Genomic DNA, 21,269 nt, shown 5'->3' on the forward strand with positions numbered 1-21,269 from the left:
CGGTCTGGTCGTGCGTGACGTAGATCAGCGTCAGCTTGAACTCGTGGTGGATTTCCTTGAGCTTGCGGCGCAATTCCCACTTCAGTTGCGGGTCGATCACGGTCAGCGGCTCGTCGAACAGCACCGCCGACACATCGTTGCGCACCAGGCCGCGGCCCAGCGAGATCTTCTGCTTGGCGTCGGCCGTCAGGCCGCTGGCGCGGCGCTCCAGCACGTGCGACATCTCCAGCATCTCGGCGATGCGGCCGACGCGCTCGCGGATCTGCTTGGCGGGCACGCCGCGGTTGCGCAGCGGGAACGCCAGGTTCTCGGCCACGGTCATGGTGTCGTACACCACCGGAAACTGGAACACCTGGGCGATGTTGCGCGCCTGCGGCGTCTTGTGGGTGACGTCCTGGCCGTCGAACAGGATGCGGCCATGCGATGGCCGCAGCAGGCCCGAGACGCAATTGAGCAAGGTGGTCTTGCCGCAGCCCGAGGGGCCCAGCAAGGCGTAGGCGCCGCCGTCGCGAAAGGTGAACTTGAGCGGCAGCAGCGCGTAGTCCTCGTCGGCCTGGGGATGGGCGACGTAGGAATGGGAGAGGTCCAGCTCGATCTGCGCCATCAGGCCATCCCTCCGCTGGCGTGCGGCCGGGCGGGGGCCGCCAGCAAGGCGCCGTCGGCGCCGAAGGCATAGGTCTGGGCCGGGTCGAAGTACAGCGTCAGGCGCTGCTCCAGTGTGTAGCGATGCACGCCCGGCAGCTGCGCGACCACGTCGCCGGCGGCCGTCTCGGCGTGCACGAAGGTGTCGGACCCCGAGATCTCGGCCAGCTTGACCACGCCGTCCAGGCCGATGTGGCCGGGACGCGCCGCCACGTCCAGCGCGCCCGCACGCAGGCCGGCGGTGAGCCCGCCGCCCGCGCCCGGCGGCAGTGGCCGCGCGACCGCGATGCCGCCCTGCAGCGTGAAGCCGTCGGCGCCGCGCTGCGCGGCGAACAGGTTCATGGGCGGATCGCTGAAGGCGCGCGCCACGCGGATCGAATTGGGCCGGTGGAAGACCTCGGCGGTCGGTCCGTACTGCAGCAGTTCGCCCGCGTCCAGCACGGCGGTGTGGCCGCCCAGCAGCAGCGCCTCGCCCGGCTCGGTGGTGGCGTAGACCACGGTCGAGCGGCCCTCGGCGAACAGGGCCGACAGCTCATCGCGCAGTTCCTCGCGCAGCTTGTAGTCGAGGTTGACCAGCGGTTCGTCCAGCAGGATCAGCGGCGCATCCTTGACCAGGGCCCGCGCCAGCGCCACCCGCTGCTGCTGCCCGCCCGACAGTTCAGACGGATGACGGGCCAGCAGGTGGTCGATGTGCAGGCGCGCGGCCATGGCCCCGACCTTGTCGGCGATGCCCGACACGCCGCGCAGCTTGAGCGGCGAGGCGATGTTGTCGAACACCGTCATGGACGGATAGTTGATGAATTGCTGGTACACCATGGCGACGTTGCGCTGGCGCACCGGCACGCCGGTCACGTCGGCGCCGTCGGCCAGCACCCGGCCCTCGGTGGGCCGGTCGAGCCCGGCCATGATGCGCATCAGCGATGTCTTGCCCGCCAGGGTCACCCCCAGCAAAACGGTCATGGCGCCCGGCACCGGGGCCAGGCTCATGGGATACAGGTGCGTCTGCGAGCCGGCTCGCAAACCTATCCTGTCCAGGGTCAGCTGCATCTGGTCTCCTGCCTCTAATACGTCCCCGGTTTATCGACCGGGCATCGGTACGTCGGTACAGCGGCCCTCGCGGCGCGCGAGAACGCGCCGGTTCAGGTTTTTCTTTCAGATCGCTTTCGTTTTTTTTGCGTTTTACTCAAGAAGCGAAAAAAATACAATCTTGCAGCGCGTCATTATTTTTCGCTTTTGTTGTTTTATGATGCGACTGTGACACTCAATACGCCAACATGACACTCAATCCCAGACAAAGCGCCTTGATCGAAATGGTTCGAGCCCAGGGCTCGGCCACGATCGAAGAGCTGGCCAAACGCTTCGACGTCACGCTGCAGACCGTGCGGCGCGACGTCAACATTCTTTCCGAAGCCGGCCTGCTGTCGCGCTTCCATGGCGGCGTGCGCATCGAAGCGTCCACCATCGAGAACATCGCCTACCGCAAGCGCCAGGGGCTGCATGCGGCCGGCAAGCAACGCATCGCCGAGGCCGTGGCCCGCGCCGTGCCCGACGGCTGCTCGCTGATCCTGAACATCGGCACCACCACCGAGGCCATCGCCCGCGCCCTGCTGCGCCACCGCGGCCTGCGTGTCATCACCAACAACCTGCACGTGGCCGACATCCTTTCCGACAACCCGGATTGCGAAGTCATCGTCGCCGGCGGCGTGGTGCGTTCGCGCGACCGCGGCATCGTCGGCGAGGCCACCATGGACTTCATCCGCCAGTTCCGGGTCGACATCGGCCTGATCGGCATCTCCGGCATCGAGGCCGACGGCACGCTGCGCGACTACGACTTCCGCGAAGTGCGCGTGGCCCGCACCATCATCGAACAGTCGCGCGAAGTGTGGCTGGCCGCCGACAGCAGCAAATTCAAGCGCCAGGCCATGGTGGAACTGGCGCACATCTCGCAGATCGACCGCTTCTTCACCGACGCGCATCCGCAGGAGCCGCTGGCGCAAGTGCTGCTGGACGCCGGCGTGCGCTGCGAAGTCGCCGCCGCGCCGAACGCGGCCAAGGTACCCGCCTGACCCGCTTGACCCGGCCCGTGGGCACGGCGCTTGCGCCCCGCCCGGCCGGCACGAACAGAAACGAACACCGCACCGAACCCTAGCGGCCCCGCCGCCCCACGCATATGAACCAACCGCTCGCCACCGTCACCCCGCCCGACCGCAACCGCCTGCTGGCGCAACTGGACAACACGCCCGCCTGGGACGTGATCGTCATCGGCGGCGGCGCGACCGGCCTGGGCACCGCCGTCGACGCCGCCAGCCGCGGCTACCGCACCCTGCTGATCGAGGGCGCGGACTTCGCCAAGGGCACTTCCAGCAAGGCCACCAAGCTGGTGCACGGCGGCGTGCGCTATCTGGCGCAGGGCAACATCAGCCTGGTGCGCGAGGCGCTGCACGAACGCGGCCTGCTCAACCGCAACGCACCGCACCTGGTGTGGCCGCTGGGCTTCGTGGTGCCGGCCTACAACCTGCTGGACCAGCCCTTCTACGGCATCGGCCTGAAGATGTACGACATGCTGGCCGGCAAGCTCAACCTGTCGCCGAGCCGCTGGCTGTCGCGCCGCGATACGCTGGCCAACGCGCCGACGCTGGCCGAGAACGTCAACGGCCGCGGCCTCAAGGGCGGCGTGCTGTACTACGACGGCCAGTTCGACGACGCGCGCCTGGCGCTGAGCCTGATGCGCACGCTGTTCGACCTGGGCGGCACCGCGGTCAACTATGTGCGCGCCACCGGCCTGACCACCACCGGCGGCAAGGTCGACGGCGTCACCGCCGAGGACGCGCTGGGCGGCGCCAGCTTCACGCTGCGGGCGCGCTGCGTCATCAACGCCACCGGCGTCTGGGTCGACAGCGTGCGCCGCATGGAAGACAAGAACGCGCCGACCATGGTGGCGCCCAGCCAGGGCGTGCACCTGACGCTGCCGCACGATTTCCTGCCCGGCAAGCGCGCCATCCTGATCCCCAAGACCGATGACGGCCGCGTGCTGTTCGTGGTGCCGTGGAACGGCCACACCATCGTCGGCACCACCGATTCGCCGCGCAACGACCTGCCGCTGGATCCGGAAGCCGGCGCCCAGGACGTCGATTTCATCCTGAGCACCGCCGCGCGCTACCTCAGCCGCAAGCCGACCCGCGACGACGTCACCAGCGTCTGGGCCGGCCTGCGGCCGCTGGTCAAGGCCACCGGCGACGCCTCCACCAAGTCGCTGTCGCGCGAGCACACCATCCTGGTGTCGCAGGCCGGCCTGGTGACGGTCACGGGCGGCAAGTGGACCACCTATCGCCGCATGGCGCAGGACGTGGTCGACACCGCCATCCAGCACCAGCTGCTGACGCAGGCCAGCTGCCGCACCGAGTCGCTGGCGCTGCATGGCGCCAACGGCCTGGCGCCGTCGCAGGAACACGCCGGCACGCCGGACAGCTACTACGGCAGCGACCTGCCCTTGCTCAAGGCCCTGCCCGGCGCCGAGCGCATGCTGGTCAAGAGCAGCGGCCTGTCCGAAGCCCACGTGCGCTTCGCCGCGCGCTTCGAGCTGGCGCGCAGCGCCGAGGACGTGCTGGCGCGCCGCAACCGCGCGCTGTTCCTGGACGCCGAGGCGGCCCTGCTGGCCGCGCCCGAAGTGGCGCGCATCCTGGCCGAGGAACTGGGCCACGACGCCGCCTGGCAGCAGCGCACGCTGCAGGAACTGGCCACGGTCGCGGCGCACTACCGCCTGAAGTGAGGCGCTGAAAAGTGACGCGCTGAAGTCACACGCTGAAGTGAGGCGCTGAAGCGGCGCGCCCGGGCGCGCCGTGATCGCCCCCACCCGCAACGCCGCGCCGGCATGGCGCGGCGTTGTCGCATGGCGCCGGGGCCTGTTCACACGACAAGAAGCCTCGCACAGGCCCTAAGGTACGCGCAGCGGACTGGACTGGATCATGGTCTCGAACACGCGCAGCAGGTCCGGATCGCACTTGGACCCGGCCTCGCGGTTGAGGATACGCATGATCTCGGCGTGCGTGCGCGCCGGGTGGTAGGGCCGCGCGTCGCCCAGCGCGTCGTAGGAATCGGCCAGCGAAATGATGCGCGCGTGCAGCGGGATGTCGTGGCCCGCCAGGCCCTCGGGATAGCCCGAGCCGTCGAAATGCTCATGGTGGTGCCGCACGGCCAGCGCGATGCGTTCGCGCTGCGGCATGTCGCTCTGCAGGATGATGGCGGCGCCCACGGCGGCGTGGGACTTCATGATTTCCCAATCCTCTTTTTCGAGGCGCTTGGGCGAGAACAGCACGCGATCGGGGGTGCCGATCTTGCCCACGTCGTGCAGGCGGGCGGCAACGGCGACAGCCTGCTGCTCGTCGTCGTCCAGGCCGCAGGCCCGCGCCAGCGCCACGCTCAGGGCAACGACGCGGTGGCAATGGCGTCCGGTGGCGGCATCTCGGGCCTGCATCGCGGCGAACAGCGCCGCTTCACAGGAACCTGCGGGCAGCGCGGACGCCGCGCTTGGGGGTACATCTGGAGGCATCGGTAGGGGCGCGCGCGGTTGCAACGGAACCGCGCGCCTGTGTCAGAAAGTATCAATTCTGACACAGCTCGACAGGCCCGTGCGCCGCCGCGCGAACCGGCCGCGCGGCCTTGCGGCTCAAGCCTTCAGCCGCGCCAGCAGCGCCTCTGCCACGCCGACCGACGAGGCCGGATTCTGGCCCGTGATGAGCAGGCCGTCGGAGACGATGTGCGGCTGCCAATCGGGCCCCTTGCTGTACAGGCCGCCCAGCAGCGCCAGTTCGTCCTCGACCAGGAACGGCACCACCGCGGTCAATTGCACCGCCGCTTCTTCCGTGTTGGAAAAGCCGGTGACCTGGCGGCCCTGCACCAGCGGCTTGCCGTCGGCCGTCTTGGCATGGCGCAGCACGCCCGGCGCGTGGCAGACCGCCGCCACCGGCTTGCCGGCGGCCAGCATGGTCTCGATCAGCGACACGGACTTGGGGTCCTCGGCCAGGTCCCACAGCGGGCCGTGGCCGCCGGGATAGAACACCGCGTCGTAGTCGGCGGCCTGCACCTCGGCCAGGCGGCGCGTGTTCGCCAGGCGGCGCTGCGCCTCGGGGTCCTGGCGGAAGCGGCGCGTGTCGTCGGTCTGGGCGTCGGGGTCGTCGCTCTTGGGATCGAGCGGCGGCTGCCCGCCCTGCGGCGAGGCCAGCGTCAGCGTGGCGCCCGCGTCCAGGAAGGCGTAGTACGGGGCGGCAAATTCCTCCAGCCAGAAGCCGGTCTTGCGGCCCGTGTCGCCCAGCGTGTCGTGGGAAGTCAGCACGATCAGGATATTCATGTTGCGCTCCTCATGTTGCGCTCCTATTCATCCGGGCCGACGCGCACGATGCGCTTGCCGGCGTTCTCGCCCTTGAGCAGGCCCATCAGGCCGCGCGGCGCGTTCTCCAGGCCGTCGACCACGTCTTCGCGGTACTTGATGCGGCCGTCGCGCAGCAGCTCCTGCATGGCCGCGCGGAATTCGCCGAAGCGCGGCGCGTATTCGTTGAAGATGATGAAGCCCTGCATCTTGATGCGCTTGGTCAGGATGGTGCGCATCAGCAGCGGCAGGCGGTCGGGGCCGTCGGGCAGGCTGGTGGCGTTGTAGGCCGAGATCAGGCCGCAGACCGGCACCCGCGCGCGCGGATTGAGCAGCGGCAGCACCGCGTCGAACACCGCGCCGCCGACGTTCTCGAAATACACGTCGATGCCCTGCGGCACCGCCTTGGCCAGCAGGTTGGCCATGGCCGGATCGCGGTGGTCGATGCAGGCGTCGAAACCCAGTTCCTCGACCACGTAGCGGCATTTGTCGGCGCCGCCGGCGATGCCGACCGCCTTGCAGCCGTGGATCTTGGCCAGCTGGCCCACCACCGCGCCGACCGCGCCGCTGGCGGCGGCCACCACCACGGTTTCGCCGGCCTTGGGCTGGCCGATGTCCAGCAGGCCCATGTAGCCGGTGAAGCCCGGCATGCCGAGCACGCCCAGCGAGTACGACGGACGCTCGGGCGCCGAACCCAGCTTGAGCAGGCCGCTGCCGTCGGAGACGGCGTAGTCCTGCCAGCCCGACTGGGACAGCACCCATTCGCCCACCGGATAGTCGGCGTGGCGCGAAGCCACCACCCGGGCCACGGTGCCGCCCACCATGGGCTGGCCGACCTGCACCGGCTCGGCATACGAGGGCGCGTCGCTCATGCGGCCGCGCATATAGGGATCGAGGGAAAGATAGACCGTGCGCAGCAGCAGCTGGCCCGGGCCGGGTTCGGGCACGGCGTCGGTTTCCAGGCGGAAATCGCTGTCGGCGGGTTCGCCGCGTGGCCGCGAGGCCAGGACGATGCGGCGGTTGAGGGAGGACGATTGCGGCATGGCGTGCTGACTCCTTCTGTTCCGGTTCAGGCATTACACCACCTCCGCCGGCCGGTCCGTCCGTCGACCCTGCCGGCCGCCCCCCTTTTAATTAATTAAATATTTAATTAGAATCTGCCCCATGCCTGCCAAGCCTTCCCCCGCGCGCCGTCCCGGCCGCCCCGCCCGCCCCGACAGCGCCGCCGTGCGCGACCAGCTGCTGGACATCGCCACCGACCTGTTCGCCACCCAGGGCGTGGCCGCCACCCGCCTGGCCCACATCGCCGAACGCGCCGGCTTCACCTCGGCCATGCTGCACTACTACTTCAAGAGCCGCGACCAGTTGCTGGACGCCGTGGTGCTGGAACGCGTGGTGCCGGTCATCGGCTACGTCTGGAGCCCGGTGCCGCAGACGCCCCGGCGCCTGGACGGCTCCACCGACACGGCGCGCGCGGTCATCACCGAAATCGTCTCGCGCATCGTGCGCTGCGGCACCGACCGGCCCTGGCTGCCAGCCCTGTGGATGCACGAGGTCGTCAACGAAGGCGGCCAATTGCGCGAACGCGTGCTGCGCCACCTGCCGGCCCAGCGCCTGCAGGTGTTCGCCGGCCTGATCGCCGACAGCCAGCGCGCCGGCGCCATCACCCCGGGCGTCGAGCCGCGGCTGGTGTTCCTGTCGATCCTGGGCCTGACCCTGCTGCCGCTGGCCACGTCGAGCCTGTGGCGCCGCATCTGGCGGGACGATCCGAAGATCCACGCCATCGACCACGACGCCATCGCCGCGCACGCCACCGCCATGCTCACGGGCGGGTTGTTTTCCCCGCCGGCCGCGGCGCCCGACGCCCCCGCCACGCCCGCCGCGCCAGCAAAACGGACCCGGCGCGCCAAGCCGGCCGCCACCACCGAACCGCCCGCCACAGGACGCTGACCATGCGCACCCCTTCCCTCCCGCGCTACGCGCTGCCCGTCGCCGCCGCGCTCGGCCTGTCGCTGCTGGCGGCCTGCGGCAAGCGCGACGATGCCGTCTACCAGGGCTACGTCGAGGGTGAATACCTCTACATCGCCTCGTCCGAGGCCGGCCGGCTCGATACGCTCTCGGTGCAGCGCGGCCAGCAGGTCGCCGCCGCCGCGCCGCTGTTCGCGCTGGAGGCGACGCGCGAAACCGCGGCCCGCGACCAGGCCGGCGCGCAGTTGGCGGCGGCCAGCGCCCAGCTGGAAGACATCGCCACCGGCAAGCGCCCGGCCGAAGTCGACGTCAGCCGCGCCCAGCTGGCCCAGGCCGAGGCCGCCAGCCGGCGCTCGGCGGCGCAGCTGGCGCGCGACACCGCGCAGTTCCGCGCCGGCGGCGTGGCGCGTGCGCAGCTGGACGACAGCCGCGAGCAGGCCCAGTCGGACGCGGCCCGGGTGCGCGAGCTGCGCGCCCAGCTGGAAGTGGCCAACCTGCCCGGCCGCCAGGATCAGCGCCGCGCCCAGGCCGCCCAGGTCGAGGCGGCGCGCGCGACGCTGGCGCAGGCCGACTGGACCCTGGCGCAGAAGCGCCTGGCGGCGCCCACCGCCGCCCTCGTTTTCGACACGCTGTACCGCGTGGGCGAATGGGTGCCGGCCGGCAGCCCGGTGGTCAGCCTGCTGCCGCCCGGCAACATCAAGGTGCGCTTCTTCGTGCCGGAAACCGTGGTCGGCACGCTCAAGCCCGGGCAGCAGGCCACGGTGCGCTGCGACGGTTGCGGCGACCCGGTGCCGGTGCGCATCGACTACATCTCGCCCCAGGCCGAGTACACGCCGCCGGTGATCTACAGCCGCGAAACCCGCGGCAAGCTGGTCTACATGGTCGAGGCCCGGCCCGCGGCGGACGCGGCCACGCGGCTGCATCCGGGCCAGCCGGTCGAGGCGGCGCTGCAATGAACGGCGCCCCCGCCCGTCCCGCGGCCGAGCCCGGCTACGTCATCGACGTGCACGGCCTGAACAAGCACTTCGGCAACAAGCACGTGGTCAACGACGTCTCGCTGCAGGTGCGCGAAGGCGAAATCTTCGGCTTTCTCGGCCCCAACGGCAGCGGCAAGACCACCAGCATCCGCCTGATGTGCGGCCTGCTGACGCCCGACTCGGGCAGCGGCACCTGCCTGGGCTACGACATCCTCAAGGACAGCGCCGAGATCAAGCGCCACGTCGGCTACATGACGCAGAAGTTCTCGTACTGGGACGACCTGACCATCCGCGAGAACCTGGACTTCGTGGCCCGCATGTACGGCATGCCGAACCGCCGCGAGACCGTTGACCGCGCGCTCGAGGACCTGGGCCTGCAGACCCGCGCCAACCAGCTCACCGGCGCGCTGTCCGGCGGCTGGAAGCAGCGCCTGGCGCTGGCCGCCTGCCTGCTGCACGAGCCGCGCCTGCTGCTGCTGGACGAGCCCACCGCCGGCGTCGACCCGACCGCGCGGCGCGACTTCTGGGAACAGCTGCACGAGCTGGCCGCGCGCGGCATTTCGGTGCTGGTCAGCACCCACTACATGGACGAGGCCGAGCGCTGCCACAAGCTGGCCTACATCTCGTACGGCAAGCTGCTGATCCAGGGCACCGCCGACGAAGTCATCGCCCAGCAGCGCCTGACCACCTGGGCCATCCATGGCCATGACCTGGTGCCGCTGGCGCAGCGGCTGCGCGGCGCGCCGGGGGTGGACCAGACCGTGGCCTTCGGCACCGCGCTGCACATCAGCGGCCGCGACGCCGCCGTGCTCGAACGCACGCTGCGCGAGGTCGTGGCCGGGCAGGACCTGCGCCTGGAACGCATCGACACCAGCCTGGAGGACGTCTTCATCTACCTGATGAACCGCTCCGACGACAACTACGCGAGTCCGGCATGAGACGCCACCTGGAGGGTTTCTCGTGGTCGCGCTGGTGGAGCATGGTGCTCAAGGAATTCCTGCAGCTGCGGCGCGACCGCATCACCTTCGGCATGATCGTCGGCATCCCGATCATGCAGCTGGCGCTGTTCGGCTACGCCATCAACACCAACCCCAAGCAGTTGCCGACCGCCGTCATCGTGGCCGACCACAGCCCGTTCACGCGCAGCTTCGTGGCGGCGATGACCGCGTCGGATTACTTCAACATCGTCGAGACCCTGCCCGACGAAGAGGCCGGCCGCGCCGCGCTGGCCCAGGGCCGGGTGCTGTTCGTGCTGACCATTCCGCCCGACTTCTCGCGCCAGCTGCTGCGCGGCGAACGGCCGGCGCTGCTGATCGAGGCCGACGCCACCGACCCGATGGCGACCGGGCTGGCGATCGGCTCGGCCACCCAACTGGCGCAGGCGGTGGCGCAGAAGGACCTGACCGGCCCGCTGGCGCACCTGGCCGGCGGCCAGCCGCCGTTCGACGTGCGCGTGCACCAGCTCTACAACGAAGAGCAGATCTCGCAATACAACACCGTGCCCGGCCTGATGGGCGTGATCCTGACCATGACATTGGTGATGATGACCGGCCTGGCCATGACGCGCGAACGCGAGCGCGGCACCATGGAGAACCTGCTGGCCATGCCGGTGCGGCCGCTGGAGGTGATGACGGGCAAGATCGTGCCCTACATCGCCATCGGCCTGATCCAGGCCACCATCATCCTGCTGGCGGCGTATTTCGTGTTCCACGTGCCGTTCCTGGGCAACCTGGTGACGGTGTACGTGGGCGCGCTGATCTTCGTGGCCGCCAACCTGACCGTCGGCATCACGCTGTCGTCGCTGGCGCAGAACCAGCTGCAGGCGATGCAGCTGACGATGTTCTATTTCCTGCCCAACATGCTGCTGTCCGGCTTCATGTTCCCGTTCCTGGGCATGCCCAAGTGGGCGCAGTACCTGGGCAACCTGCTGCCGCTGACGCACTTCAACCGGCTGATCCGCGGCATCCTGCTCAAGGGCAACGGCTGGTGGGACCTGTGGCCCACCATCTGGCCCATGCTGCTGTTCACCGTGGTCGTCATGACCGCCGCCGTGAAGTTCTACCGCCGCACCCTGGATTGAAGGCCGCCATGCCCCGCCCCCACCTGCCCTTCGCCCGCCGCGCCGCGCTCGTGGCCGCCTGCGCCCTGTTGCCCGGCTGCGCCGTCGGACCGGACTTCGAGCGCCCCGCCGCGCCGCCGGTCGCCGCCTACACATCGCCGACCGACAGCGCCGCCCCCGCCAGCGGCGCGCAACCGCGCCTCACCGGTGCCGACATCCCGGCCCAATGGTGGCGCCTGTTCCGCTCCGACGCGCTGGACGCGCTGGTGCGGCAGGCGCTGGACGCCAGCCCGACCCTGGAACAGGCCCGCGCCCGGCTGCGCCAGGCCGGCGAGGATCTGAACGCGGAGACCGGCGGCCGCCTGCTGCCGGCCGTCGACGCCAACCTGTCGGCGACCCGGCAGAAGGTCGATCCGTCCGCCTATGGCGTGCCCGTGACCGAGCAGCCCGCGCCGTTCACGCTCTACAACGCCTCGATCGACGTGTCCTACACGCTCGATGTGTTCGGCGGCAACCGCCGCGCGCTGGAGGGGCTGGCCGCGCAGGTCGACTACCAGTCGCACGAACTGCAGGCCGCGCGCATGACGCTGGCCGCCAACGTCGTCACCACCGCCATCCGCCAGGCCGACCTGGCCGCGCGCCTGGCCGACACCCGCGAACTGCTGGCGGCCCAGCAGCGCCAGCGCGACATCATGGCGCAACGCCTGCGGGCCGGCGGCATCGCCGAGGCCGACCTGCGCAACCAGGAACTGCTGCTGGCGCAGACCGCCGCCACCGTGCCGCCGCTGGAATACCAGCTGGCCCAGGCCACGCACCAGCTGGCCACCTACCTGGGCCAGCCGCCCGCCGCCTGGCAGGCGCCGCCGCTGCGCCTGGCCGACCTGGCGCTGCCGGCCGAGATTCCCACCGGGGTGCCGTCGGCGCTGACCCGCCAGCGGCCCGATATCCTGGCCGCCGAGGCCCTGCTGCACCAGGCCTCGGCCGATGTCGGCGTGGCCACGGCCAACCAGTACCCGCGGTTCACCCTGACCGCCAGCTTCGGGTCGCAACGCACCCGGGCCGGCGATATCACCGATGGCGTCAATGTGTGGAACCTGGGCCTGGGGCTGGTGCAACCGCTGTTCCGTGGCGGTGAACTGCGCGCCCGCACGCGCTCGGCGCAGGCGGCCTACGAGGCCGCGGCGGCCAGCTACCGGCAGACCGTGCTCGATGGTTTCCGCCAGGTGGCCGACGCCCTGCGCGCGGTGCAGACCGACGCCCAGGCCTACGACGCCTATGACGCCGCCTGGCGCCGCGCCGACGACGCCGCCCGCATCGCTGGCGACCGCTACCAGGCCGGCGGCATCAGCCACCTCAGCCTGCTCGACAGCCAGCGCCAGCTGCTGCAGACGCGCATCGCCCGCAGCGCCGCCGACGGCGCGCGCTACGCCGACGTTGCCGCCCTGCTGCAGGCGCTCGGCGGCGGCTGGTGGAACGAGCCGCCGGCGGCCCCCGCCAGCCCCGCGCCCTAGCCCGAAAACCCGCGCCGATACAGGCCTTGCCGGATCATGTCCGAGAATTCGGGTCAGAAAGTGGCGTTGTGCGACGTTTAGGAATCCGTTGTATCCGATGCATCATGCATGCGCTCAAGCTGCACTGATCTCGACAACGATTCATGAATGACCTACTAGACCTGATCGTCTTCTCGCCCGATGCCCACCGACGCGCGCGCCGCTGCGACGCGCTGGCGGGCATGGGCTTCTCGCCGCGCGGTTGCGAGGACTCGAACGGCCTGTTCCGCCTGTTCCAGGCGCGGCGCACGCCGCTGCTGGTGATGGAAGCCGAACTGACCGATCTCTGCATGGCCGTGGCCGGCCTGCGCGCCATGGACACCACCGCCGGCATCGTCGCCGTCTCCACCTTCGACTCCCCCGAAAACCGCATCCTCGGCCTGCACTGCGGCGCCGACGCCTGCTTTCCGCCCGACGTGGCCACCGCCGAAATCGCCGCCGCGCTGCAGGCGCTGGTGCGCCGCGTGCCCGTCAGCGGCCGGCGCCCGGCCGACCCCGACGTGCGCGCGCCGGCCGCCGGCCCCGCCGAAGCCACCGGCAAGTGGCAGTTCCAGGACGCCGCCTGGACCCTGGTCAGCCCGCGCGGCACACGCCTGCCGCTGACCCAGGCCGAACGCGACTTCCTGCTCAAGCTGACCACCAGCCCCGACAAGCGCCTGCCGCGCGGCGACCTGCCGCCCGGCGACCCGCAGGCCGGCCGCGAATCCGTGCGGCGCACCGACGTGGTGGTCAGCCGGCTGCGCCGCAAGGCGCAGGAGACCAACATGGAATTGCCGATCCGCACCGTCTGGGGCTGGGGCTACGCCTTCACCGGCGACATCTAGCCCGCGCCGCCTGCCGGGCGGCGGCGTATCATGCGGCATGGCCCGCCGGATCCCCGGCGCCGGCCTTGCCAACCCACCGTTTCCCGCCATGGAAGTCTACGATCGCCTGCAGGCCCTGCTGACCGAACACCAGGCCCGCTACCGCCTCATTTCCCACCCGGCCGCCGGCCGCTCGGTGGAAGTCGCCGCCGTGCGCGGCACCGCCGTCAGCCAGGGCGCCAAGGCGCTGGTGTGCCGCGTCAAGATCTCGTCCAACCAGCGCAGGAACGTGCTGGCCGTGTTCCCGGCCGACCAGCAGGCCGACCTGGAAGCCATCGCCCGCGCCGCCGGCGGCAAGAAGGCCTCGCTGGCCTCGCAGGACCTGGCGCGCGAACTGACCGGCTGCGAGATCGGCGCGATCCCGCCCTTCAGCTTCAACCCCGACCTGCACCTGCTGGTGGATCCCAGCCTGCGCCAGCGGCACGATGAAATCGTGTTCAACGCCGGCCGGCTCGACGCCTCCATCCTGATGGCGACGGACGATTATTTCCGCCTGGCCGCGCCGCAGGAAGCGCCGCTGATCAAGGGCCAGGGTTAACCGGCGCGGGGCCGTCGTGCCACAGTCAGCCGAGCGCCGCGCCCGCACCTCCAACATGCGCTGGCTGATGAGCCTGGCGCACATGGAGCCGTCGCCGGTCAGCCGCTGGGTGGCGCTGCGCGCGGCGCTGGCTATCGGCCTGCCGACCGCCGCCGGCCTGCTGCTGGACCAGAGCGCGGCGGCCGCGCTGGTGGCGCTGGGCGCCCTGCCCGCCATCACCGGCGACAACGGCGGCCCGTACCGCAACCGCGCCCTGTCCATCGGCAGCACCGTCTTCGGCGGGGCGCTGGGCTACTTCCTCGGCACGCTGCTGGCCGGCCACGGCCTGTTCAGCATCGCCGGCATGACCGTGCTGGTCCTGATCGCCAGCCTCATCGGCACCTTCAACAACATTGCCGCGGTCGCCACCCTGCAATTCGCCACCTACGTGATCGTCGGCGCCAGCCTGACCTCGCCGCTGCCGCCCTGGCTGCCCTCGGTGCTGGTGGGCGCGGGCGGCCTGTTCGGCCTGGCGCTGACGCTGCTGGGCTGGGTGGTCAATCCCACCGCGCCGGAGCGGGCGGCGGTGGCGCTGGCCTACCGCAAGCTGGCCGCGATGTACGCGGCCATCGGCACCTCGCGCATCATGACGGCCCGGCGCGACATGGAGGCTGCCATGGCCACGGCCTACGACACGCTGCTGGCGGCCCGCCGCCGCGCCGCCGGGCCCTCGCCGCGGCTGGCGCGGCTGGCCGCGCAGCTGCAGGCCTGCACCCCGCTGTCGGACGCCGCGCTGGCGCTGGCGCGCGCCGGCCGGGTGCTGCCGCGCGACTGCGCGCGCGTCATCAACCGGCTGGCCGACCATGTCGAGAACGACACGCCGCAGGCGCCCGCCGAGGACATCGCGGCGCTGCGCCAGGCCGGCGCCGGCGCGCTGGCCGACGCGCTGCAGCAGGCGCAACCCTTGCTGGAAGGCAGCGGCCCGGCGCGGCCCGACGCCTTTCCCGCCCTGCCGCCGGCCCGTCCACGCACGCCCTGGCGGGTGCTGGCGCGCACCTACCGGCCGGGGCCCACCACCGTGCGCTACCTGGTGCGGCTGGGCCTGTGCCTGATCGTCGCCGAGGCGGTGGCGCGCGCCGTGGCGCTGCCGCGCTCGTACTGGGTGCCGCTGATCGTGGTGGTGGTGTTCAAGCCCAACTTCGGCTCGGTCTTCGCCCGCGCGCTGCAAAGCTGCGCCGGCAGCGTGGTGGGCGTGGCGATCAGCGCCACGGTGCTGGCGCTGGACCGCAGCGGCATCGCCAGCCTGCTCACGGTGACCGTGCTAGCGGCCCTGCTGCCGTGGTCGATCCGCCGCAACTACGGCCTGTTCTCGGCGATCCTGCTGCCCATCCTGATGCTGCTGATCGGCGCGCTGCAACCCGGCAGCTGGCCGATCGCGCTGGCGCGGCTGGAGGACGTGGCGGTGGCCGCCGCCATCGTGCTGGCGGTCGGCTACCTGCCGTGGATGCGGATCGAGCGCCACAACCTGGACCAGGCGGTGGCCACCGCCATCGAAACCCTGGCCGCTTACCTGAACACCGTGTTCCAGGCCGACTCCACGGCCCGCCACGACCTGCGCACCCAGGCCTACGCGCGCCTGTCCGACCTGCGCATCGCCTTGCAGCGCGGCCTGTCGGAACCGCGCCTGGTGAGCCGCCGGGCGCTGGCCTGGTGGCCGGTCGAGGTGGCCCTGGAACGGGTCGCCAACGCGATCTCCGACAGCGCCTGGTCGCTGCCCGCCGGCCAGCCGGCGCCCGAACCGGCGGCGCTGGCGCGGCTGGCCGACGCGCTGCACGCCATGGCGCAGGCCGTGACCCAGGGCGCGGCGGTCAGCGCCACGTCCATCGCCACGGACGCCCCCGCGCTGCGCGAAGCCGCCGGCGCCATCGAAGCGCTGCGCGCCACGCTCGCCGGACCGGGCTTCGCCGCCGAACCCGGCCGCGCCCGCCCGCCGTCCCACACCATCCAACCGGACTGAACCATGTGCCTCGCCGTCCTCGCCCTGCATACCGTGCCGGGCATTCCCGTCCTGATCGCCGCCAACCGCGATGAATTCCACGCCCGGCCGACGTTGCCGGCGGCGCAATGGGCCGACGCCGCCGACGTATACGGTGGCCGCGACGGCCTGGCCGGCGGCACCTGGATGGGCGCGACCCGCGACGGCCGCTACGCGCTGGTCACGAATTTCCGCGAACCCGGCCGCCAGATCGCCGATGCGCCCTCGCGCGGCGCGCTGGTCGAGGACTTCCTGCGCGGCCACGCGCCGGCCGCCGAGTACATCGCCGCCGCGCATGCCGCCGGCCAGGCGTACAACGGTTTCAACCTGATCGTCGGCGATGCCCGCGGCGCCTGGTACGCCAGCAACCGCGACGGCGCCCCGCGGCGCCTGGCGTCGGGCGTCTACGCGCTGTCGAACCACCTGCTGGACACGCCCTGGCCCAAGCTGGCGCGCACCAAAGCCGCCTTCGAACGCGTATTGGCGCGCGGCCCCCAGCCCGACCTGCCCGCGCTGTTCCAGGCGCTGGCCGACCGCAGCCCGGCCGATGACGCCGATCTGCCGGCCACCGGCCTGCCGCCGGATCGCGAAAAACTATTGAGCAGCCCCTTCATCGTCAGTCCGAACTATGGCACCCGCAGCTCCACCGTGCTGGCGCTGTGCGACGACGGCAGCGGCCAATTGACCGAAAAGCGTTTTGCCCCCGACGGCGGCGCCAGCGGCGAAAGCGTGCTGGCATTCGCCTGGCGTGATCGTGGCGCGAGCGATACGCTTGGATAGTCAGCCTCCCGCGACGACGGACAGCCGGCGGCGAACTCGCCGCCGGCATGCCGGTCGAATTTCTTGCGTGATCATCCCTTCAAGGAGAATTGCATGAACAAGCGCATCGAACGTTGCACCCTGGCCGCCGCCATGGCCGTGGGCACCCTGGCCCTCGCCGGCTTCCTGACCGCCGCCCAGGCCGCCCTGCCCGCCGTCCAGCACCAGGGCAGCGTGCAATACGTCAGCGGCGGCATCGGCCTGGACGAATCCGAAGCCATGAAGGCCGCCGCCAAGGACTACCCCCTGTCGCTGACCTTCGCCGCCCAGCGCGATGGCAAGGCCGACTATGTCGCCAACGTCGCCGTCGTCATCCAGGATGGCCACGGCAAACAGGTGCTGCACGCCGAAGCTCAGGGCCCCTACATGCTGGTCAAGCTGCCCGCCGGCAGCTACAAGGTCTCGGCCACCTACAACGGCAAGGCGCAGGAACGCGAGGTCAACGTGCAGAACAGCGGCACCGCGCGCGCCGTGTTCGAGTGGAAGTGAATCGACGCTGATGGCCATGCGGCCTGGCCGGGCGCGCGGGGCGCCCCGGACCCGGCATGGCCCCCGCAAGCGGGCTACACGCCCGCGAACAGGATGGCGATGATGAAGCCCACGCTGATCGCCCAGACCAGCGAACGCAGCGCGCCCCAGCCCGCCAGGTACATCGCCAGGTAGCCCAGGCGCACGCCCAGCCAGCAGGCCATCAGCGTGGCCACGTGCAGGGGCGCCGCCTGGTTGTAGAGCGCGAACAGCACCGCCGCGTAGAAGAACGGCAGCGCCTCGAACGTGTTGGCCTGCGCCGCGTTGGCGCGCGCGCGCCAGCCTTCCTGCCGCGCCAGCCAGGCGCGCGGATCGTTGTTGTCGAACTTCTTGCCGCCGGCCTTGGCGACGATCGTGCAGACGAACGGCAGGATCGCCGCCGCCAACATCAACCATGCGATCAATTTCATTGCTGCTCCTTGCGCGGAACGTGCTCCTTCCCGCCACCGGGCGGGAAACGCCGCTGCGGCATGGTCGCCTGAAAGCGCGGAAATGAAAAGCGGCCGACGGCGGCCGCGCAATCCGGCGCTTACACTTGCGCCTTTGGGCGCCTCCCGCGAACGCGATGCCGGTGACGCGCCGCCCGTTGTCTCGCAGGAAGAACCATGCCCCTCGCCTCTCCCGGCTCCCTGATGTTCCTGGCCGCCGCCCTGCTGTGGCCGCCGGCCACGCGCCGCTGGGCGCTGTTGCCGCTGGCGGCCGCCTACGCCTGGGCCTGGACGCAAGGCGGCCTCGAGCCCCTGGCGCTGGCCTGGCCCGCGTTGCTGGCGCTGGCCGCCGTGCTGGTTCGACCCGCCATGGCGCCGGCCGCCCGCGCCGCCGGCCATGCGCTGTTCGTGATCCTGGCGGTGCTGCTGTTCCTGCACTGGCTGCCCGGCTTCCACAATCCGCTGGTGATTCCGCGCGCCGCGCTGACGCCCGACGCCGTGCCCTTCGGCATGTACCTGAACCTGGACAAGCCGCTGGTGGCGTTCTGGGTGCTGCTGGCCGCCGCGCCCGCGATGGCCGGCGCCAACGCGCGCGCCACGCTCACCGCGGCGCTGGCCGCGTGCGCGGGCGCCATCGTGGCCTGCCTCGGGCTGGGGCTGGCGCTACAGGTGGTGGGGTGGACGCCGAAATGGCCCGACTCGGGCTGGCTCTGGCTGATCAATAACGCGTTGCTGGTGACGCTGGCCGAGGAAGCATTGTTCCGCGGCTATGTGCAGCAGCGGCTGGCGCGGTGCTGGCGCGACCGCCCCTGGGGCCCCAGCGCGGCGCTGCTGATCGCCGCGCTGCTGTTCGGGCTGGCGCATTACGCCGGCGGCTGGCAATGGATGCTGCTGGCCGGCATCGCCGGCGTGGCCTACGGGCTGGCCTATCGCCATGGCGGCCTGGCGGCCGCGGTGCTGGCCCATCTGGGCCTGAACGCGGCGCACTACGGGTTGTTCACCTACCCGATGCGCGCCGCGCTGCATTGATGCGCCCACGCCATTGCCGACCCGTTGCGGGCGGCAATGGCGCGGCGCTTCAGGCCGTCGCCAGGGCCGGATAGTCGGTGTAGCCGACCGCGCCCGCGGCGTAGAAGGTCGACGAATCCGGCGCGTTCAGCGGCGCCTTCAGGGCGAAACGCTGCGCCAGGTCGGGATTGGCGATGTACTGCACGCCGAACGCCACCGCATCGGCGCGGCCCGCGGCAATCGCCGCCTCGGCCGATTCGCGCGTGAAGCCTTCGTTGGCGATGTACACGCCGCCGAACGATTCCTTGAGCTGAGGGCCCAGGCTGTCGGCGCCTTCGTGTTCCCGCGCGCACAGGAACGCCAGGCCGCGGCGGCGCGCCGCGCGCGCCACATAGTTGAAGGTCGTGGCCGGATCCGAATCGCCCATCGTATGGGCATCGCCGCGCGGCGACAGATGCAGGCCGACCCGGCCCGCGCCCCACACGCTGACGCTGGCGTCCACCACTTCCAGCATCAGGCGGGCGCGCGCTTCGAGCGAGCCGCCGTAGCCGTCGGTGCGGTGGTTGGTGCTGTCCTGCAGGAACTGGTCCAGCAGATAGCCGTTGGCGCCGTGCACTTCGACGCCGTCGAAACCGGCTTCCTGCGCCAGCTGCGCGCCGCGGCGATAGGCCTCGACGATGCCCGGGATCTCATCGGTCTCGAGCGCGCGCGGCACCACATAGCCGCGCTTGGGGCGCACGTGGCTGACATGGCCGCCGGCCGCGATCGCGCTCGGCGCCACCGGCAGTTCGCCATTCAGGAACACCGGATCCGAAATGCGGCCCACGTGCCACAGCTGCGCAAAGATACGGCCGCCGGCCTCGTGCACCGCCGACGTCACCTTGCGCCAGCCCTTGACCTGCTCCTGCGACCAAAGCCCCGGCGTGTCGGCATACCCCACGCCCTGCGGCGTCACCGAGGTGGCCTCGGTCAGGATCAGCCCGGCGCCGGCGCGCTGAACGTAATACTCGACCATCAGGTCGTTCGGCACCCGGCCTTCGCTGGCGCGCTGGCGCGTCAATGGGGCCATGATGATGCGGTTGGGCAGGGTCAGTTCCCCCACTTGCAAGGGTTCGAACAGCAGGCTCATAACAATCCTCGTGCCCGGCGGGCGGGCTTGGGTAGCGGCGGCAGGCTACATGTCTTGATTCAATTGCAGCAGGAACGCGGCAATCACGGGTTCATTGCGACGGAAGAACACCCACTGCCCCACCTTGGTGGCCGAAATCAGCCCCGCGCGCTGCAGCACCGCGAGGTGCGAAGACACGGTGGACTGCGACAGCCCGCAGCGCCCATCGATATGGCCCGCGCACACCCCGTGTTCGAAGGTATGGCCCGGACGCTCCTCGAAGTGCGCCTGCGGCGTCTTCAACCACCCCAAAATCTCGCGGCGCACGGGATTGGCCAACGCCTTGAGAATGGCGTCGACATCGATCTCCGTGGTGGCCTCGACGGCGGTGGCAGCAGTGGTCGTCATATTGAAATATCGCAATTTATCGAATCTTATATCGAGACATCCCGATATATCGTTATACCCCTGCCGGCCGAGGGGCCTTCCTTGGAATCGACTCCGCACCCGGACCCGCCCCCAATAACCGGCCGTCCGTTACCGGCCGTCCGCAGCCACCGACAGCCCGTCCAGGCAGACCGTCACTCCCCCTGCACCCGCCCCCGCAACCGCTTCACCTCGCCATGCAGCACCTTGCGCTGCACCCGCCGCCGCTGCGACGCCCGCGTCGGCTTCGTCGCCCGCCGCGGCTTCTCCACCTTCGCCGCCGCGCGCACCATGTTCACCAGCCGCTCGATCGCCTCCGCCCGGTTCTTGTCCTGGCTGCGGAACGACTGCGACTTGATGACGATCACCCCCTCCTTGGAAATGCGATGGTCGCTCATCGCGCACAACGCATCCTTGATGTCGGCCGGCAACGACGACGCCCGCACATCGAACCGCAGATGCACCGCGCTCGACACCTTGTTGACGTTCTGCCCGCCCGCGCCCTGCGCCCGGATCATCGAGAACTCAATCTCGCGCTCGTCAATATAGAGAGAATCTTGAACATGAAACATAGCGCGAGAGTATATAAGCCTTCGCCGGGCGATAACCCCCACTCCCCTCCAACGCCATGGCGTGAAAATCCCTCTCGCCACCCCGCTCGTGGCGCGCACACATCCGGCAACAGCCCCAATCACCGCCCCCGCCCAGTTCCGGCCTCTCCAGCATCCGCCACGCATGCGCGCCGCGAACCCCATCCCAACCCTCCACACCGCGTATGCCTGGAGCGGCCGCCCGGGCGGCCACTCCAGGCGGGCCCAACAAGACTCTCCAGAACCCTGAGGCCTTGCAGCCCCACGGCCCAAGACACTCGCAGCCCTGGGCGCGGGCGGGTCGGGAGGCGGGCAACCTCGATGCGCCCGAGGGAATCTGAAGGAAGTCGCCGCAGGCGACGACGAAGATGACGACGGGGCAGTCC

General features: G+C 70.7%; 22 protein-coding genes. 13 read left to right on the plus strand and 9 right to left on the minus strand.

What is annotated here, in order from left to right; all coding sequences use genetic code 11:
- The coding region (locus AOZ53_RS08220) for an ABC transporter ATP-binding protein (RefSeq protein WP_156333321.1) at window positions 1-604 on the minus strand (604 nt) is incomplete at its 3' end.
- Complete coding sequence (locus AOZ53_RS08225) at window positions 604-1,689, minus strand: ABC transporter ATP-binding protein (RefSeq protein ID WP_054487510.1); 1,086 nt, start codon at window positions 1,687-1,689, stop codon at window positions 604-606. The genes AOZ53_RS08225 and AOZ53_RS08220, both read right to left, overlap by 1 nt.
- Window positions 1,690-1,916: 227 nt before the next feature.
- Here AOZ53_RS08225 and AOZ53_RS08230 point away from each other — a divergent pair, with 227 nt between their 5' ends.
- Both AOZ53_RS08230 and AOZ53_RS08235 read left to right on the plus strand, forming a co-directional pair.
- Window positions 1,917-2,708 carry a DeoR/GlpR family DNA-binding transcription regulator gene (locus tag AOZ53_RS08230; RefSeq protein ID WP_054431305.1) on the plus strand — a complete coding sequence of 264 codons (792 nt, stop codon included), beginning with the start codon at window positions 1,917-1,919 and terminating at the stop codon, window positions 2,706-2,708.
- A 104-nt stretch (window positions 2,709-2,812) separates the two neighbouring features.
- Window positions 2,813-4,411, plus strand: a complete 1,599-nt coding sequence (locus AOZ53_RS08235; RefSeq protein ID WP_054487512.1) for a glycerol-3-phosphate dehydrogenase/oxidase — start codon at window positions 2,813-2,815, stop codon at window positions 4,409-4,411.
- 165 nt (window positions 4,412-4,576) lie between these two features.
- On the opposite strand, the gene AOZ53_RS08240 is transcribed toward AOZ53_RS08235, so the two are convergent.
- From AOZ53_RS08240 to AOZ53_RS08250, 3 genes are all read right to left on the minus strand, one after another.
- Complete coding sequence (locus AOZ53_RS08240) at window positions 4,577-5,191, minus strand: HD-GYP domain-containing protein (protein ID WP_054431303.1); 615 nt, start codon at window positions 5,189-5,191, stop codon at window positions 4,577-4,579.
- 117 nt (window positions 5,192-5,308) lie between these two features.
- A complete protein-coding gene (locus AOZ53_RS08245; protein ID WP_054431302.1) occupies window positions 5,309-5,989 on the minus strand; it encodes a type 1 glutamine amidotransferase domain-containing protein in 681 nt (226 codons plus the stop codon).
- Window positions 5,990-6,012: 23 nt separating this feature from the next.
- On the minus strand, window positions 6,013-7,050 hold the full coding sequence (locus tag AOZ53_RS08250) for an NADP-dependent oxidoreductase (protein WP_054431301.1): 1,038 nt from the start codon (window positions 7,048-7,050) through the stop codon (window positions 6,013-6,015).
- Between the two features lie 121 nt (window positions 7,051-7,171).
- Between AOZ53_RS08250 and AOZ53_RS08255 the strand changes: the two genes are divergently transcribed.
- The 10 genes from AOZ53_RS08255 to AOZ53_RS08300 all read left to right on the plus strand — a co-directional run bounded on the left by AOZ53_RS08255 (window position 7,172) and on the right by AOZ53_RS08300 (window position 17,284).
- A complete protein-coding gene (locus AOZ53_RS08255; protein WP_054487514.1) occupies window positions 7,172-7,957 on the plus strand; it encodes a TetR/AcrR family transcriptional regulator in 786 nt (261 codons plus the stop codon).
- Window positions 7,958-7,959: 2 nt separating this feature from the next.
- On the plus strand, window positions 7,960-8,931 hold the full coding sequence (locus tag AOZ53_RS08260) for an HlyD family secretion protein (protein ID WP_054487517.1): 972 nt from the start codon (window positions 7,960-7,962) through the stop codon (window positions 8,929-8,931).
- Window positions 8,928-9,890: an ABC transporter ATP-binding protein gene (locus AOZ53_RS08265; protein WP_054431298.1), complete on the plus strand. Its 963-nt coding sequence runs from the start codon at window positions 8,928-8,930 to the stop codon at window positions 9,888-9,890. Before AOZ53_RS08260 ends, AOZ53_RS08265 begins: the two co-directional genes overlap by 4 nt.
- Complete coding sequence (locus AOZ53_RS08270; protein WP_054431297.1) at window positions 9,887-11,032, plus strand: ABC transporter permease; 1,146 nt, start codon at window positions 9,887-9,889, stop codon at window positions 11,030-11,032. The genes AOZ53_RS08265 and AOZ53_RS08270 overlap by 4 nt, the downstream gene beginning before the upstream one ends.
- Window positions 11,033-11,040: 8 nt before the next feature.
- Complete coding sequence (locus AOZ53_RS08275; protein ID WP_054487519.1) at window positions 11,041-12,522, plus strand: efflux transporter outer membrane subunit; 1,482 nt, start codon at window positions 11,041-11,043, stop codon at window positions 12,520-12,522.
- Between the two features lie 143 nt (window positions 12,523-12,665).
- Window positions 12,666-13,385: a response regulator transcription factor gene (locus AOZ53_RS08280; RefSeq protein WP_054431295.1), complete on the plus strand. Its 720-nt coding sequence runs from the start codon at window positions 12,666-12,668 to the stop codon at window positions 13,383-13,385.
- Window positions 13,386-13,473: 88 nt separating this feature from the next.
- Window positions 13,474-13,962, plus strand: a complete 489-nt coding sequence (locus AOZ53_RS08285; RefSeq protein WP_054431294.1) for a YbaK/prolyl-tRNA synthetase associated domain-containing protein — start codon at window positions 13,474-13,476, stop codon at window positions 13,960-13,962.
- Between the two features lie 16 nt (window positions 13,963-13,978).
- On the plus strand, window positions 13,979-15,958 hold the full coding sequence (locus tag AOZ53_RS08290) for an FUSC family protein (RefSeq protein ID WP_231690591.1): 1,980 nt from the start codon (window positions 13,979-13,981) through the stop codon (window positions 15,956-15,958).
- Window positions 15,959-15,961: 3 nt separating this feature from the next.
- On the plus strand, window positions 15,962-16,756 hold the full coding sequence (locus AOZ53_RS08295) for an NRDE family protein (protein ID WP_054431292.1): 795 nt from the start codon (window positions 15,962-15,964) through the stop codon (window positions 16,754-16,756).
- A 93-nt stretch (window positions 16,757-16,849) separates the two neighbouring features.
- Entirely contained in the window at window positions 16,850-17,284 is a 435-nt protein-coding gene (locus AOZ53_RS08300; protein ID WP_054477052.1) for a carboxypeptidase-like regulatory domain-containing protein, read from the plus strand.
- 74 nt (window positions 17,285-17,358) lie between these two features.
- Here AOZ53_RS08300 and AOZ53_RS08305 read toward each other — a convergent pair whose 3' ends face one another.
- Window positions 17,359-17,733, minus strand: a complete 375-nt coding sequence (locus AOZ53_RS08305; protein WP_054431290.1) for an MAPEG family protein — start codon at window positions 17,731-17,733, stop codon at window positions 17,359-17,361.
- 195 nt (window positions 17,734-17,928) lie between these two features.
- Here AOZ53_RS08305 and AOZ53_RS08310 point away from each other — a divergent pair, with 195 nt between their 5' ends.
- The gene (locus tag AOZ53_RS08310) at window positions 17,929-18,780 is read left to right on the plus strand and encodes a CPBP family intramembrane glutamic endopeptidase (RefSeq protein WP_054431289.1); all 852 of its coding nucleotides are present in this window, start codon (window positions 17,929-17,931) and stop codon (window positions 18,778-18,780) included.
- A 49-nt stretch (window positions 18,781-18,829) separates the two neighbouring features.
- Here AOZ53_RS08310 and AOZ53_RS08315 read toward each other — a convergent pair whose 3' ends face one another.
- The 3 genes from AOZ53_RS08315 to arfB all read right to left on the minus strand — a co-directional run bounded on the left by AOZ53_RS08315 (window position 18,830) and on the right by arfB (window position 20,865).
- Window positions 18,830-19,888, minus strand: a complete 1,059-nt coding sequence (locus tag AOZ53_RS08315; protein ID WP_054431288.1) for an alkene reductase — start codon at window positions 19,886-19,888, stop codon at window positions 18,830-18,832.
- 45 nt (window positions 19,889-19,933) lie between these two features.
- Window positions 19,934-20,275 carry an ArsR/SmtB family transcription factor gene (locus tag AOZ53_RS08320; protein WP_054431287.1) on the minus strand — a complete coding sequence of 114 codons (342 nt, stop codon included), beginning with the start codon at window positions 20,273-20,275 and terminating at the stop codon, window positions 19,934-19,936.
- 173 nt (window positions 20,276-20,448) lie between these two features.
- Window positions 20,449-20,865: an alternative ribosome rescue aminoacyl-tRNA hydrolase ArfB gene (gene arfB, locus AOZ53_RS08325; protein ID WP_049073397.1), complete on the minus strand. Its 417-nt coding sequence runs from the start codon at window positions 20,863-20,865 to the stop codon at window positions 20,449-20,451.
- Window positions 20,866-21,269: the final 404 nt, after the last annotated feature.

It is taken from the genome of Achromobacter sp. 2789STDY5608621, from assembly GCF_001299375.1.
GTDB lineage: Bacteria > Pseudomonadota > Gammaproteobacteria > Burkholderiales > Burkholderiaceae_B > Achromobacter > Achromobacter insuavis.